Here is a 15,036-nt window from a genome sequence, read left to right as displayed (position 1 = left end):
ATTACTTGTCTTTTTTATTGAATTTGTTTTCATTTTTTACAATAGTATTTTCTAACATTATTGGTTCAGTCGAAACACTATTTATTTTTATAAGATATCTTAGTTGAATATTAAGGGCTAATATCGATGAAAGCATAAAGACAATATATAATAAGCTCCCAACCCAGCTATTAAGAAAGTCTATATTTATGAAATTAAATTTAAACCTTGATATTTTATCAATACTATCTTTTTGTGCGAGTAAACCATTTAAACTACCTTTCTCTAAATTGAACTTAGTCTCAATACTTTTGATCATTGAAATCAAATAAGTTTTCTCTGGTAGATACTTTTTCCATCCATTTTCAATAGATATTAAGACATTTTTTGAAATCTTGGTCTCATTAGATAGTTGCTCTAAAGAAATCCCAGATTTCTTTCTTTCAGCTTTAAATAAATTAATTGCTTCTGAAAAATCATTCTCAGAAACAGGTTTATCCTGCTCCTGAGAAAATTTGGATGAGGATTTTTTGAAGTAAAAATTTAGAGCCATAAAATGCAAATGTTTTTAATTGATTATTGAGCTCCATTCCTTCCTTTTTAGCTCTCGCCACTTACCTTCTTGTAGTCCATTTAAGTTTATATTTGAGATCGATATTCTTTGCAAATCTTGAACTGGGTGTCCAATGAGATCTGCTATTCTTCGAATTTGGCGATTGCGACCCTCTCTTAAAATCACTTTAAGAAGAGTTTTGCGAGAGTCGTTATCCAAAAATTCTATTTTCGCTGGCAGTGTTTTTTTGCCATCAAGTAAAATTCCCCTTCTCCAATTATCTAGTATTGATTGACTTGGCTTGCCACTTACCCAAACAAGATAGGTTTTTGTGTGGGAGTATTTTGGATGTGTAAGTCTAAGTGTTAACTCTCCATTATTGGTCAATAGAATTGCTCCTCTGCTATCAAAATCTAACCTTCCCACAGGGTGAATCCCAAGACGTAAGTGTGATGGAATAAAACTTAAAATTGTTTTCCTTCCATGATTATCTTCGCAGCTAGATATGACTCCATAAGGTTTATTTAATAGAAAAACTTTATGATTTAGCTTTTTAGGTAAATCTCTCCCGTCAACCAAAATTTGATCAGAGGTTGGATCTGCTTTCTCTCCGAGAATAGCTTGCCTTCCGTTTAATGTTACTCTGCCCTGTTTTATTACTAAGTCAGCTTTCCGTCTTGATAAAAGACCGGAGTCAGATATTATTTTTTGTAATCTATTAAGTGGCATTATTTATAAACTAAATACTATATTGATTTCAAAATAAATTGTATAAAATCTATTTTCATTAAAAAAATTCATCTATTTCTTTAACTGTTCCCTCTTCTACTTGGATTAATAAATCTTTAATTGCTTTCCACATGCTTATGCCGAAAAGTATTGAGATAATTGAAGAAAATATTACTGACTTAATAATAGAAAAGTTTATGATACTTAATGCACTTACGAAAATAATTGTTAGGCCTGTAAAGAATGAAAACCAACTTGATATTGTTCTAGGATTTTGTAGCGGATTTGGTGAAATCTTCTTTGATGACCAATTATTTAGTTTTGATTTCATTATGTCTGCAAATATCAATCCAGACATCAGGCAAATAAATGCTCCACAAGACAGCCAAAAAATAGGATCTTCAATTGGCTTTATTTGCTGATAATTGGAGATGAATTCATTTATATCTGGAATATCTTCCGCTCCTAAGTTGGCTAAAATAAATGCGAAAATATTTTTAATATTGCTATTGATCATGCTTTTATGCTTATTTAAATTTTTTGGTTATTGTATTTTATAAAAGTATTCTACGCAATTTGTGTTTTGTTTTGTTTTGTTAGACTTGAAGCCATTCTTAAAGGATTGAATGTTTTTCGTACAAGCTTAATTAATTGTTTCATATCTTTTGTATCTATTCTTTCATCTTTAATAATGCTCATTAATAAGTTCTTCCTTATTAGTGAGCCTCTAGAGCTAGTTAAGAGCTTAATCCCTGCACCTGCTACAGGAATCAGTTCTTTTGCCGGTGTAGTAGAATCCTGTACTAGAACATTAAATAAATTTTCTATTCGTTCAACTCTAATGTGTCCATTTTGATCAAATATAACATCCAATAATATATTTATCATTTCATTCGTATCTGAAGTAAGTAATCTTTTCGCTACATAAGGATAAGCTAGATCTATAATTTTAAAATTAGGATCCAAGCGTAGAGCAAGTCCTTCTTGGCTAATAACCGCTCTTATAATTAGAGCAAATCTTGCGGGAACTCTAAAGGGATAATCAAACATTAATTCAGAAAATTTATTAGTAATTTCTTTAAAATTAAATGATGCAACATCTTTACCAATCGCGCTTCCAAGAACTTCTTTTAATACAGGTATTAGAGGCTTAAGGTCTTGATCTTTGTTTAAAAAGCCAAGATTTTGAAAATCTTTTGCTACGGCATAAAAATCGTTATTTATCAAGTGAACAATTGCGCCAGTAAGAGTTAATCTGTCTTCCTCTGAAATTGAGTCCATCATTCCAAAATCAACGTAAGCGATATTGCCTAAATCATCATTGTGACCTTCAAGAGCAAACATATTTCCCGGATGAGGATCTGCATGAAAGTATCCAAATTCTAATAACTGCTGTATTCCGCTGATAACTCCAGTTCTGATGATTTTTGATGGATTTAAGTTATTTACAACTAATTCATTTCTGTCTTTTAATTTTGTACCGTTAATCCAGCTTGTCGTTAATACCTTTACAGTTGATAAATGTCTTTCTACTTTTGGTATAGTTACTGACTTGTTATTGTGGAAAAGTGTAGAAAATCTTTCAGCATTATTAGCTTCTTTTGTGTAATCAACTTCATCAAATAAGCTTCTTCCAAACTCATCTATTATTTCACCTAATCCAAACCCAAGATTTAATGGAAGTATTGGTGCACTAAGAACACCAAGTATTTTTATAATTACGATATCTCTTCTTATATTGAAAATAAGAAGAGGCCTTTGAACTTTAACTGCTACCCAATAATTGCTAGTTAATTTTGCTTTATAAACTTGTCCAAGACTTGCTGAGGCTATTGGTATGGAGGGAAATTCTTCAAAAAGATCATTCGCTGGTCTTCCTAGCTCACTTTTAATAATCTGAAGTGCTTTTTCGTGAGGAAATGAGGGTAAGTTATCTTGAAGGTTTGTTAATTCTTCCAACCAATCTTTCCTTATTAGATCTGGCCTAGTTGAAAGGGCTTGACCTACTTTTATAAAACAGGGACCCAGACTAATAAGTGTTTTAAGTAGAAATTTAGCTAGGTTTTTTTGAGTCTTTTCGTCATTGCTTGAACCTTGAAAAATAAGTCTTGCTAACAATAGTGATATCGCCCAAACTATTTGAATAAATCTAGGCACCAATATCCATGGCCTTGTGATTAGCCAGATGAAATCTCTTTTGAAATCGTATTTCATGGATTCATCATAAGTTCTTTTAGCTACCGCTATATGAAGTTCTTTTGATTTGCTTACTGATTAATTTAACTACATTGATTTTAGGTATTCCTTTTACTCAATGAGGCTTTTTAACTTGCTTTCTGCTGATAGAAGCGAAAACCTTTTTTTGCCAGCCCATGGGAGAGGAAATGCTCTCCCAAAAAAGATAAAAAAACTATTGAAACTAAAGCCAGGTATATGGGATTTGCCAGAGCTTTTCGAGATTGGTGGCCCGTTAATTAGTGAAGGGGCCATAGCTGAAAGTCAAAAGTCCTCTGCTTATCAAGCGGGTGTTGATAGATGCTGGTATGGAGTCAACGGGGCGACTGGTTTACTTCAAAGTTCATTACTAGCTCTCGCTCGTCCTGGTCAAGCTGTTCTTATGCCCAGGAATATACATAAAAGCTGTATTCAAGCATGCTTGTTTGGAGGATTAATACCATTACTTTTCGATGTGCCTTACTTAACTGATCGAGGTCATGCCTCTGTATTTGATAGTAAGTGGCTTAAAAGAGCTTTAAAAAAAGCAAAAAAACTTAAAGAGGACATAGCTGCGGTGGTTTTAGTTAACCCCACATATCAAGGATATTCTGCAGATATGGAATCCCTGATTAAGGAGATTCATGCACATTCTTTGCCAGTATTAGTTGATGAGGCTCATGGCGCTTACTTTATAAGTGAAATAAGACCAGATTTACCTAAGTCAGCCATATCTTATGGTGCAGATCTAGTTGTTCACTCTCTTCATAAATCTGCTCCGGGATTGGTTCAATCTGCAGTCTTATGGTCGCAAGGTGAGAAGGTTGATCCATTCAAAATCAATAAAAGTATTGAATTGCTTCAGACTTCAAGCCCAAGTTCTTTATTGTTAGCCTCTTGTGAAAGTTCAATAAAGGAACTTATCGAACCTCAAGGGCTAAAGAAGTTGAAATCCCGAATAGAAGAAGCTGAGTTATTAAAAGATTTTTTGATTAATAAAAAAGTTCCTCTTCTTGAAAACAGTGATCCATTAAGAATCATTCTTCACACCTCAAGATTCGGTTTGAGTGGTATTGAAGTTGATAAAAGGTTTATAAGTAAAGGAATAATTGGTGAATTAGCTGAGCCAGGAACACTAACTTTTTGCTTAGGGCTTTCATCTCACAATAAATTAGGAAAAAGATTTGTAGGAATTTGGAATGAAATCCTTACAACTTTTGGTCAACGGAAATCGTGTTTTTTTAAAAAACCACCTTTCAGCATCGTTTCTAAGCCATGCAAGCCATGTTCATATTCTTGGGGATCGGATTTTGAGACTGTAAATCTGCAGAATGCTATTGGAAGAATTTCAGTTGAGATGGTTTGTCCTTACCCTCCAGGAATCCCATTGTTGATTCCTGGTGAGATTTTGGACGAAGCTCGTGTTGATTGGTTGATAGAGCAAAAATGCTTTTGGCCAGAACAAATCTCTGATTTTATAAGAGTACTTCTTGAGTAAACATATCTACTTATCAGCTATAATGAAATTTATTATTAATAAATCCTTTTAAGTATGTTTTGTAGAAGAAATCTATATTTTTCTCAACTAATTTAATGTTTTTAACTGTTTCGAAAAAGAGATTATTAAGTGGACTTTTAGTTGGGGCTTTTGGCTTTTTAATAGTCTATTTAGGTGATTGGTGGTTTTCTATTGCAATAAGTTTAATTGTTCATTTGGCTCTTCTAGAATTTTTTCGGATGGCAGAGTTTACGGGGATAAGGCCAGCTACGAAGACCACATTATTGGCCTGCCAAATATTACTTTTCTTCACTCAACTATCTTCTCTTGGATATATCTCAATTGAAATATCAGATGCTATTTTGCCATTGTCAGGTGCCGCTATTTGTGGTTGGTTGTTGCTACAACCAATAACTGGTTCCATTGCTGATGTAGCAGCATCAATTTTCGGGTTATTTTACTTAGGATTCTTACCAAGTCATTGGATTAAGTTACGAAATCTTTTAGAAAGTGATTTAACAAATAACTTTAACTTGATACCCATTGACTGGCCAACATCTATTACTTTTGGAATGCTAATAACTTTTTCTACATGTTTTATGATCGTTGGATTTGATATAGGTTCCTATTTTGTAGGTAAGAAATTTGGTAATCACTTATTATCTCCAATCTCACCTTCTAAAACTATAGAAGGTGTGATTGGGGGACTTTCTTTTTCAATAATAATAGGAGCCTTTTTTGGTTATCTACTTAGATGGGAATTCGGAATATTGATTGGAATATTTATTGGTGTTTTAGTAGCATTGTTTTCTCTCGTAGGAGACCTTACAGAATCGATGTTGAAGAGAAACGCAGGATTAAAAGACTCAGGCAATTTTTTACCTGGTCATGGAGGTATTCTTGATAGAATAGATAGCTATTTATTTACTCCAGCTATTGTTTTTTATATAGTAATTTTATTATCACCATTAATTACTTCTTGAAATAATTATATACTAATAGGAGAATTTGCAATAATATTAATTAAATTATTTTCTATAGATATATTTTCAATAAATATTTTATCTTCAATCGGAATCTGAATACTTTTTTTATTGCTTTTCTTTTGCAGGTAGATTTTCCCTTTTTCAGTTTGAATGTTAATCTTTTCTTCTTTGTTTTTAGTAATATTCTTTTCAGAGGCTTTAATTAATAATTCATCATTGATTATTTCTATATCTTCTAATTTCTCTTGGTTTAGGACTTCGTTGCTAATCACTTCACCGATCCAATACCAGCTATTAGAAAATAAAATTGCTTTTAGTGATTTTTGAGATAAAGAGATCTTGAATTTTATTATAGGATTTTTCTTAAAGTATAATTCTTTATTGGTTAACTTAAAAATTATTTTAATATTATCACCTTCTAGTTCAAATTTATCGAATAAAAGATCTTTGTAATTAATATTTTCAGCGAAAATATTAATTTTTTGTATTTTTCCTTTAATTATATTAGCAGAACTTGAGATAATATTTATTTTAAGATTGTTGATTTTTTTACACTCTCTTAGTATTAATATCCTTACACATTGCTCTAATAATTTAGCAAGAATCCCTTTCCCTTGAATCTGCTTAACTATCATTTTATTTTATAATTTTTCCCAAAAATCAGCAACTAACTTTGGTTCTTCCAAGTGTGGAAGATGTCCTGAATTTGATGCTATTTCTATTTCTTGTTTATAGTTCCTGTAGGTTTCCTCCTTTTCATTCTTAGGAATGATTCTGTCATGTTTTCCCAAAATAATTTTGAGAGGTTGAGTTGGTTTTGGGAGTCCGCAGTCAGAAACTCCCCCATCGGCTGCAAAATCTGCTAAGGATGATTGCCACCCAGGAACTTTTATATGAATGGATGCGATCTGTTCTTCTGCAGGACCCACACTATTTCTCGGATCTGCGAATGCCTGTCTACATAACCCCCTGCGAACAAAAGGCTGACCAAGGAAAAAGGCCCCAAAATGATTTAAGGGCCAAGGTATTTTTGGATTTTTTCCTGCCAATCCCGCTGGTGATAAAAGCAGTAATTTATTGACCTTCTTTGGGTTTTGTCTTGCGAGTTCTAGAGCTAAAGCCCCGCCCATTGAGGCACCTATTACTCCTATGGGTTGATTCTTTGAGAAATAGTCCAAAACATAATTCAAATGTTTCATTAAATATTTAAATCCATATTTGTTACCATTAGATCTAGGACAAAATCCAAAGCCATATAGATCTGGAATTATTAATTTATTATTTTTCTTTAGAAATGGTGTGAGACGTCGATATTCAAGAAAACAGCTATCAAAGCCATGTATTAGAAGTATTTTTTCTCCTTTTCCTGTTAAAACTGTTGGAAATAGATCAGATGGATTCCGTGAAATATTCTCAAGTTTTAACCATTTAAGATCTTCAAAAAGTTTACTTGCTTGTTTATCAATAATTTTGTTTCGAATTTTATTAATGTATGCCTTCGATGCATTTGTTTTATTTATATTTTTATTCATTTTTTGATTCAATGCTATTAATTATTATTTTTGAGGTTTTAGGCAAGGGTTGATAACTTTGAATTGCTTCGAAAAGATCTTTTTCATTTATTTGGAAAGGTAATTGATGAATATCTGAGTTATTTTTACAGGCAAATTCACAGGCTTTATGTAGTTCTCTCGAGGTAGTATCTTTAAGACAAATTGACTCGATTGAAATAGGAAGATTTAGTTCTGAGAAGAAATTTATAAGTTGTTTTTTAGCTTGTTTTGGTAATTGACTTGTTGAATTTTTCTCTTCTAGATCTAATTGCACTAGTAAGCCAAATCCAACAAGTTCTCCATGAAGTGGTTTGCTTGTATATGCAAGTTGTGTTAATCCGTTGTGAATGGGATGAGCTGCTGCAGTTCTGCATTTTGCACCACCAAGCCCTCCAATGATTCCAGCAGTCAGAGCGCATCCTTCTGCAACAGTTTCCCAAGAATTGCTTAGTGGATCTATGAAAGCCTGGTGACCATTTAATAATAATTGATCTCTTAAAACCCGAGCCATCTGAACTGCTTGTTGCACAAAACCGTCTTGGCTTTTACTGCTTGTTAAGGAAGATTCGTACCATTTTGCTACGGCATCTGCTATGCCACTAGCAAGAGTTCTTGGTGGGGCATCTCTGACAATTGTGTGATCGAAGATCAATAAGCTTGGGCAGGTTTTTAAAGCTACATCTTTTACAAATTTGCCATCGGGAGTATAAATATTAGATAAAGCAGTCCATCCAGCACATGTTGAAGCGCTTAATGGAACGGTTATGCAATTGATGCCGAGTATATCAGCAATTAATTTCCCTGCATCAAGTACTTTTCCTCCTCCTGTTGCAATAATCCCATCACATTTGTTGTTTTTTGAGACTAGACATGCATTTTTGATATCTAGTTCACAACAATCATGATCTAATTCGAAAGAGATTGGTTGAATACCTTTTAAAAGTAAATCTTTTTTGAAAGAAGCTCTTATTTTTTTTGTAGAGTTACTTCTCCCTATTATTAAAGGCCTTTTGCAAAGTATGGTGATTAGATCAAGGGATTTAATCCAAGCTCCCTCTCCTCTAACAACCTTTAAAGGTGAAATACTGTGATTATTTATAGACATTAAACTTTTCTAATGAAAATTAAACAGCAGCACTAGCTAATTCTGGTTTCGAGCTATCTTTGCCAAGATGTTTGACTATTACTTTTTTACTTTCATCAATATCAACTTCTGCTTTGTCTCCATCTTTTATCCTTCCAGATAAAACTTCTTCGGCAAGGCTATCTTCTAATAACCTCATTACTGCTCTTCTTAAAGGTCTAGCCCCGTAAGATGGATTGTAGCCTTCTTCAACTAATCTTTCTTTGAAGTCATCTGAGACAGTTAATGATATTCCTTTTTCTTTTATCCTTAAGAATACTTCTTTTAACATTATTTCAGCGATGTCTTTCACTTCGTTTCTAGTTAGTTGTCTGAACACAATTATTTCATCTAATCTATTAAGAAATTCAGGTCGGAAATATTGTTTTAGTTCTTCATTTACTAATGATTTAATCCTGTTGTATTGAGTATCTTCTAAATTTTCTCCTGAGAATTCAAATCCCAATCCACCACCACCTTTCTCGATAACTTTAGATCCAATATTTGAAGTCATTATTATCAAAGTATTTTTGAAATCAACAGTTCTTCCTTTTGAGTCGGTTAATCTTCCTTCTTCAAGTAATTGAAGGAGCAGATTAAAGACATCTGGATGTGCTTTTTCTATTTCATCAAATAAAACAACTGTATAGGGTCTTCTTCTTACAGCTTCAGTAAGTTGTCCACCTTCATTAAAACCCACGTAGCCAGGAGGCGAACCTATCAATTTACTTACAGTATGTCTTTCCATGAATTCAGACATATCTAGACGTATCATTGCTTCTTCACTTCCAAAGAAATAGGCCGCCAAAGCTTTAGTAAGTTCAGTTTTTCCGACTCCAGTTGGGCCAGAGAAAATAAAACTGGCAATTGGTCTGTTTGGATTTTTAAGACCAACTCTTGCTCTCCTAATTGCTTTTGAAACCGCTTTGACTGCTTCGTCTTGACCAATCAATCTTTGATGCAAGGTATCTTCCATATTTAAAAGTTTGACTGACTCGCTCTCTGTCAATTTCTGAACGGGAACGCCTGTCCAAGATGCGACAATATGAGCAATATCTTCCTCGTTAACTATTGGTTGAGATACTTTTGATTCATCTGACTGATCAGCACTTTCATTAGTTTTATTCTGATTATCAATAGGGCTAGCCTCAGAATTTGGTGTGGTTTTTTGTCTAATATTTTGCAAAAGATTTCTAATTTTGTCTCTAAGTTCGACTTCTTTTTCCCTAAGTTCTCCTGCCTGGGTGAAATTTTGGTCTCTTACTGCTTCTTCTTTGCTCTTTTGTATTTCCCTTAGTTCTTTATCAACTTCTTTTGCCTCAGGTGGTAATTTTGAATTGAGTAATCTAACTCTGCTCCCAGCTTCGTCTATTAGGTCTATTGCTTTATCAGGTAAAAAACGGTCTGATATATACCTGTCCCCAAGATTGGCGGCTGCATCAAGTGCTGCGTCAGTAATCTTTAATCTGTGATGTTGTTCATATCTCTCTCTCAATCCTTTAAGGATTTCTATTGTGTCTTTTATTGAAGGTTCTCCAATCATTACAGGTTGGAATCTACGTTCCAAGGCAGCATCTCTTTCTATATGCTTGCGATATTCATCAAGCGTTGTAGCTCCAATACATTGAAGTTCTCCTCTCGCTAGAGCTGGTTTCAATATGTTTGCAGCGTCAATTGCTCCCTCAGCAGCTCCTGCTCCTATTAGAGTATGAACTTCATCAATAACAAGGATTACATTCCCAGCAGATTTTATTTCTTCCATAATTTTTTTTAACCTTTCTTCAAATTCACCTCTGTATTTTGTCCCAGCGACAAGTAAACCAATATCAAGTGTTAGAACCCTTTTTTCTTCGAGAATGTCTGGAATGTTGCCTTGTTGAATTCTCTGAGCTAAACCTTCGGCGATAGCTGTCTTTCCTACTCCAGGCTCTCCAATTAGAACAGGATTATTTTTTGTCCTTCTTCCAAGTATTTGAATTACACGATCAATCTCAGAATGCCTTCCAACTACAGGATCAAGCTTTGATTCGCTAGCTAATTTGGTCAGGTTTGTTCCAAATTCGTCAAGTGTTGCTGTTTTGGCTGATCCTTTTGATGACCCTCCACCAGTTGTAACTTCAGCGGTTTCTCCGAGCATTCGAACAACTTGTGTCCTGACTTTAGTAAGATCAACACCTAAATTTTCAAGAACTCTTGCTGCAACTCCTTCTCCTTCTCTAATAAGGCCAAGTAATAAATGCTCGGTACCAATGTAATTATGACCTAGTTGGCGGGCTTCTTCTAATGAAAGCTCAAGTACTCTTTTTGCTCTTGGAGTAAAAGGTATTTCTACAGCAACGAATCCAGAGCCTCTTCCTATTATTTTTTCAACTTCTACTCTTGAGTCTTTAAGATTTACCCCCATTGATTTGAGAACTTTTGCGGCAACACCAGTACCTTCTCCTATAAGGCCTAAGAGGATTTGTTCGGTTCCAACAAAATTGTGCCCAAGGCGTCTTGCCTCTTCTTGAGCAAGCATGATGACTTTTATAGCTTTTTCTGTAAACCTCTCAAACATTTAGCTTTAGCCATTTACTGTTGTTTCTAATTTATCAGGGTTAAGTGTGAAATGTGTACGGTTAGGTTTTTTTTTATAAAGGGTAAATATTAAGTGTTCGTTGAAAAATAATTAAAAGTATTAATTGATGCAAAGAATGATCGATTTGTTTGTGTTTTGTTTCGGTAAACCGTACTGAAATATTGCTTTTTTTTGTTACTAATTGATTTCTTTTGTAAGAAGTAGAGCACTAGTTCCATCTTCATAAAAGTTAGATCTACTAGCTATAGTTTTAAAACCCATGGATTTGTATAAAGCTTTGGCAGGCTCGTTTGTCACTTTAACTTCTAAATGTATTTGATTTGTTCTTAAAGACCTTGAACGTTTGATTAAATCTGACAAGAGAAATTTACCTAGTCCTTTCCTTTGATGTGTTGGATGAACGGCAATCAAAGTTAAATATAATTCGTCCAATACTAACCATGAAGAACAAAGCCCTAAAATTTTTTTTGTTTTTAGGTCCATTATTCCTAGACAAATCCTTTTAGAATCTTTTAATTCTCTTTTCCATTGAGATTTAGTCCAAAGACCTTTTAATGATTTTTGGTCTAGCTCCAAGCAATCATTTATGTGCATCATCCCAAGTTCAATTATTTTGAGATTCATATGCAACTTTTAATTGATTGATCCTTCTTTCTTTAAAAAGAATACCAATTGGTTGATTGATCTCTAGATTGGCTAAATATTCAAGTGTAAATTTTTCCATGCAAGGCTCAAAAGCTTTTGAACCCAATAGGGATATACATAGTCCAAATCTAAACATAGCCCCAATTTCTTCGGAAATTAATGAAAGTGAAAAATTATTAGTTGGTGGATGTCAACTTAGTGAACTCGCAGAAAAATATGGAACGCCTCTTTATGTCTTTGATGAGTTTTCACTTAGGACTGCATGCAAAACCTATGTCTCTTCTTTGAAAAAGCATTATCCAGGAGATACTCTTCCTCTTTATGCTTCAAAAGCAAATAGCTCATTAGCAATTTGTGCCGTAATTGCTTCTGAGGGTTTTGGCCTTGATGCAGTATCGGAAGGTGAATTACTTACTGCCCTGAAAGGAGGAATAAAAGGGGAAAATATCGTCTTTCATGGAAACAACAAATCTTACGATGAGTTGAATTTTGCCTATAAAAATAACGTGACGATTGTTTTAGATAATCATCATGATATTACGTTGCTAAAAAACATTGCTAACGATAAAAAACCAGCAAAATTAATGTTGAGATTTACTCCTGGAATTGAATGCCATACTCATGAATACATTAGGACTGGACATCTAGATAGCAAATTTGGTTTTGATCCAGATGATATTAAGTCAGTTTTAGAAGAATTAAAAACATATAAATGGGCAAATTTAACTGGTTTACATGCTCACATAGGGTCTCAAATTTTTGAAATTCAACCTCACGTTGATCTTGCTGGTGTAATGGTCGATACGTTCAAGATTGCAAAGGAAATTGGTCATCCAATAGCTGATCTGAATGTAGGAGGTGGTCTAGGGATTAAGTATGTCCAAGAAGACAATCCGCCATCTATTGAAAGATGGATTGAAGTTATTTCTAATGCTGTTGTCAGGGCTTGTAATGAAAGAAATATAGATTTGCCAAGATTAATGTGTGAACCTGGCAGATCTCTTGTAGCTAATTCTGGGCTTACTATTTATAAGATTGGAGCTAAAAAAGTTGTTCCTGGAGTTAGAACCTATTTATCTGTTGATGGAGGTATGAGTGATAATCCTCGTCCGATAACTTATCAATCTCTATATAGTGCGAGCTTAGTAGATAAACCATTGAATACAAATCTTGAAAAAGTTACTATTGCTGGGAAGCATTGTGAATCTGGGGATATTTTGTTAAAAGATTTTTTTCTTCCTTCCTGTGAAAGTGGAGATTTTCTGGCTGTTTTTGGAACTGGTGCTTATAACTACTCAATGAGTTCTAATTACAATAGAATTCCAAGACCAGCCACAATTATGGTTCGTGATGGTCTTGCTGAGTTAATTCAAAGAAGAGAACTTCCTGAAGATCTATTGCAATTAGATATATTACCTGATCGCTTTATTCGCCGGAATTAGGTAAGTTGAAATAACGTTGGGGAGTAGGAGTGAATTTTTGGTGGCTTATAAACTTGAGTGTCCTACTTGATGTCTTGTTTGCGTCTTCTCTTGGAGTTCTTCTTTTTACAAGAGTTAAAGAGCCAAGAACATTATGGCTTTTGAGAGGTTATCTATTTCTGGTTTCATTAGCTTGGTTCGTTCAGAGATTTGCGAATTTACCAATTACTTCAAAACTTGTTGATGCCTTGGTTTTGGCCTGCTCATTATCTTTAGCAATTTTGTGGCAAGGGGAATTAAGGAGATTAATGGAATTATTAGGTACTGGAAGATTAGCTGTGATTCTTGGCAATACTCAAAAAGAATTTAGGGCAAGTTCTAATACTTTCGCTCAATTAACTGAAGCAGCTGGTCGTTTATCACAAAACAGAAAAGGAGCCCTAATTGTTGTTGATATGGGCAGTGATTTACGTCCTGAAGATTTCCTCTTCCCAGGAGTTCCAATAGATGCTCAATTATCATCTGAATTGCTATTAAACCTTTTTGCCGCAGACACCCCTCTTCATGATGGGGCTGTTTTGGTAAAGGGGAATAGAATTATTTCTGCAGGAGTAATTTTGCCTCTTTCAAGACAAGGTATTAGTAGGTATGGAACTAGGCATCTGGCTGCTTTGGGAATAACTGAACGATTTGATCGATGTATTTGTGTTGTGGTTTCAGAAGAATCAGGTACCTTATCTTTAGCTAGCCAAGGACGACTCGAAAGACCTATCACAAGCAGTAGATTACTCGACCTTTTGCAAGAATTGTTTGATTCTTCTAATTCATCTGCAACCAAATCCACCAGCCCTAATTCTTCATTGAAAACATCTTCCGCTAATAATGACCCTAAAAGTTCTCAGTCCAGAGTTAATCTTGGGATAAGCAATGACGGCAAGGAGTCTTTAAATTGACTTACCCTTCTGTGATAAGTACTGATAATTCAGGAGAGGTGTCTCCAATACCTAAAGATTTGGATGGTCTGCGGATGCCCAGCCATATTGCGGTAATTATGGATGGGAACGGAAGGTGGGCAAAATCAAAGGGTTTACCTAGAACGGTTGGACATACTGCTGGTGTTGAGGCTTTAAAAAATACTTTGCATTTATGTAGTAACTGGGGAATAGGAGCTTTGACTGTATATGCGTTCTCAACTGAAAATTGGTCTAGGCCTATGGAAGAAGTGAATTTTCTAATGACACTTTTTGAAAGTGTTCTCAAGCGTGAATTGACTAATTTAAAACTAGAAGAAGTAAAAATTAATTTCTTGGGTGACCTTGACCCTTTACCCAACGCATTAAAGGACTTAATAAAAGAATCAGTTGAATCAACTTCTCATAACAAAGGCATTCACTTTAATGTTTGCACTAACTATGGGGGACGACGTGAATTGGTAAGAGCTGCACAGAAGTTGGCTGAACGTTCAGTTAAAGGTGAATTAGATCCTTCTTCGATTGATGAAAATTTATTCGCCTCTGAATTATTTACAGCAAGCGAGGTCGATCCAGACTTGCTTATTCGAACTAGTGGTGAAAAAAGAATAAGTAATTTTCTATTGTGGCAATTAGCTTATGCTGAAATTCATGTTACAGATGTATTATGGCCAGACTTCAACGCTGATACTCTTACGAAGGCTTTGCTTGACTATCAGTCTCGAAGAAGGCGATTTGGTGGTGTATGACCAGAATAATTGAATATATTGCTTTATATGTTTTTTT

General features: G+C 34.4%; 14 protein-coding genes. 5 read left to right on the top strand and 9 right to left on the bottom strand.

Going from position 1 to position 15,036, the window contains the following annotated elements; all coding sequences use genetic code 11:
• Position 1: 1 nt before the first annotated feature.
• From AC6EIW_RS04260 to AC6EIW_RS04245, 4 genes are read right to left on the bottom strand one after another with little or no spacing between them, the layout of a single operon-like run.
• On the bottom strand, positions 2–532 hold the full coding sequence (locus AC6EIW_RS04260; protein ID WP_498521341.1) for a helix-turn-helix domain-containing protein: 531 nt from the start codon (positions 530–532) through the stop codon (positions 2–4).
• Positions 533–547: 15 nt separating this feature from the next.
• Positions 548–1,261 carry a pseudouridine synthase gene (locus AC6EIW_RS04255; protein WP_498521340.1) on the bottom strand — a complete coding sequence of 238 codons (714 nt, stop codon included), beginning with the start codon at positions 1,259–1,261 and terminating at the stop codon, positions 548–550.
• A gap of 58 nt (positions 1,262–1,319) precedes the next feature.
• Positions 1,320–1,778, bottom strand: a complete 459-nt coding sequence (locus AC6EIW_RS04250) for a hypothetical protein (RefSeq protein WP_498521339.1) — start codon at positions 1,776–1,778, stop codon at positions 1,320–1,322.
• A gap of 50 nt (positions 1,779–1,828) precedes the next feature.
• A complete protein-coding gene (locus tag AC6EIW_RS04245; protein WP_498521338.1) occupies positions 1,829–3,475 on the bottom strand; it encodes an ABC1 kinase family protein in 1,647 nt (548 codons plus the stop codon).
• 100 nt (positions 3,476–3,575) lie between these two features.
• Between AC6EIW_RS04245 and AC6EIW_RS04240 the strand changes: the two genes are divergently transcribed.
• Together AC6EIW_RS04240 and AC6EIW_RS04235 are read left to right on the top strand one after the other, a co-directional pair.
• Complete coding sequence (locus tag AC6EIW_RS04240; protein WP_498521337.1) at positions 3,576–4,973, top strand: Orn/Lys/Arg family decarboxylase; 1,398 nt, start codon at positions 3,576–3,578, stop codon at positions 4,971–4,973.
• 95 nt (positions 4,974–5,068) lie between these two features.
• Entirely contained in the window at positions 5,069–5,956 is an 888-nt protein-coding gene (locus AC6EIW_RS04235; RefSeq protein WP_498521336.1) for a phosphatidate cytidylyltransferase, read from the top strand.
• 5 nt (positions 5,957–5,961) lie between these two features.
• Here the strand turns inward: AC6EIW_RS04235 and AC6EIW_RS04230 are convergent, their stop codons facing one another.
• The 5 genes from AC6EIW_RS04230 to rimI all read right to left on the bottom strand — a co-directional run bounded on the left by AC6EIW_RS04230 (position 5,962) and on the right by rimI (position 11,837).
• The gene (locus AC6EIW_RS04230; RefSeq protein ID WP_498521335.1) at positions 5,962–6,594 is read right to left on the bottom strand and encodes a hypothetical protein; all 633 of its coding nucleotides are present in this window, start codon (positions 6,592–6,594) and stop codon (positions 5,962–5,964) included.
• A gap of 6 nt (positions 6,595–6,600) precedes the next feature.
• Positions 6,601–7,491: an alpha/beta fold hydrolase gene (locus AC6EIW_RS04225; RefSeq protein WP_498521334.1), complete on the bottom strand. Its 891-nt coding sequence runs from the start codon at positions 7,489–7,491 to the stop codon at positions 6,601–6,603.
• On the bottom strand, positions 7,484–8,617 hold the full coding sequence (locus tag AC6EIW_RS04220; protein WP_498521333.1) for an iron-containing alcohol dehydrogenase: 1,134 nt from the start codon (positions 8,615–8,617) through the stop codon (positions 7,484–7,486). Before AC6EIW_RS04220 ends, AC6EIW_RS04225 begins: the two co-directional genes overlap by 8 nt.
• Positions 8,618–8,636: 19 nt before the next feature.
• Entirely contained in the window at positions 8,637–11,192 is a 2,556-nt protein-coding gene (locus AC6EIW_RS04215; protein WP_498521332.1) for an ATP-dependent Clp protease ATP-binding subunit, read from the bottom strand.
• Between the two features lie 198 nt (positions 11,193–11,390).
• The gene (gene rimI / locus AC6EIW_RS04210; protein WP_498521331.1) at positions 11,391–11,837 is read right to left on the bottom strand and encodes a ribosomal protein S18-alanine N-acetyltransferase; all 447 of its coding nucleotides are present in this window, start codon (positions 11,835–11,837) and stop codon (positions 11,391–11,393) included.
• Positions 11,838–11,935: 98 nt separating this feature from the next.
• Between rimI and lysA the strand changes: the two genes are divergently transcribed.
• The 3 genes from lysA to uppS are packed head-to-tail and all read left to right on the top strand — an operon-like array spanning position 11,936 to position 14,999.
• Positions 11,936–13,300, top strand: coding sequence for a diaminopimelate decarboxylase (lysA, locus tag AC6EIW_RS04205; protein ID WP_498521330.1), 1,365 nt, complete (start codon positions 11,936–11,938; stop codon positions 13,298–13,300).
• A 29-nt stretch (positions 13,301–13,329) separates the two neighbouring features.
• Entirely contained in the window at positions 13,330–14,232 is a 903-nt protein-coding gene (gene cdaA / locus AC6EIW_RS04200; protein WP_498521329.1) for a diadenylate cyclase CdaA, read from the top strand.
• Positions 14,229–14,999 (top strand): undecaprenyl pyrophosphate synthase, encoded by a 771-nt coding sequence (uppS, locus tag AC6EIW_RS04195; RefSeq protein ID WP_498521328.1) that lies wholly within the window; start codon positions 14,229–14,231, stop codon positions 14,997–14,999. The genes cdaA and uppS overlap by 4 nt, the downstream gene beginning before the upstream one ends.
• Positions 15,000–15,036: the final 37 nt, after the last annotated feature.

It is taken from the genome of Prochlorococcus sp. MIT2308, from assembly GCF_059772345.1.
The sequence above is the reverse complement of the archived record's forward strand: the minus strand, read 5'-3'. Positions and strand labels throughout refer to the sequence as shown.

Coding starts and splice junctions, on each gene's coding strand:
- AC6EIW_RS04260 (WP_498521341.1), bottom strand. CDS start 532: ATGGCTCTAAATTTTTACTTCAAAAAATCCTCATCCAAATTTTCTCAG.
- AC6EIW_RS04255 (WP_498521340.1), bottom strand. CDS start 1,261: ATGCCACTTAATAGATTACAAAAAATAATATCTGACTCCGGTCTTTTA.
- AC6EIW_RS04250 (WP_498521339.1), bottom strand. CDS start 1,778: ATGATCAATAGCAATATTAAAAATATTTTCGCATTTATTTTAGCCAAC.
- AC6EIW_RS04245 (WP_498521338.1), bottom strand. CDS start 3,475: ATGAAATACGATTTCAAAAGAGATTTCATCTGGCTAATCACAAGGCCA.
- AC6EIW_RS04240 (WP_498521337.1), top strand. CDS start 3,576: ATGAGGCTTTTTAACTTGCTTTCTGCTGATAGAAGCGAAAACCTTTTT.
- AC6EIW_RS04235 (WP_498521336.1), top strand. CDS start 5,069: ATGTTTTTAACTGTTTCGAAAAAGAGATTATTAAGTGGACTTTTAGTT.
- AC6EIW_RS04230 (WP_498521335.1), bottom strand. CDS start 6,594: ATGATAGTTAAGCAGATTCAAGGGAAAGGGATTCTTGCTAAATTATTA.
- AC6EIW_RS04225 (WP_498521334.1), bottom strand. CDS start 7,491: ATGAATAAAAATATAAATAAAACAAATGCATCGAAGGCATACATTAAT.
- AC6EIW_RS04220 (WP_498521333.1), bottom strand. CDS start 8,617: ATGTCTATAAATAATCACAGTATTTCACCTTTAAAGGTTGTTAGAGGA.
- AC6EIW_RS04215 (WP_498521332.1), bottom strand. CDS start 11,192: ATGTTTGAGAGGTTTACAGAAAAAGCTATAAAAGTCATCATGCTTGCT.
- rimI (WP_498521331.1), bottom strand. CDS start 11,837: ATGAATCTCAAAATAATTGAACTTGGGATGATGCACATAAATGATTGC.
- lysA (WP_498521330.1), top strand. CDS start 11,936: ATGCAAGGCTCAAAAGCTTTTGAACCCAATAGGGATATACATAGTCCA.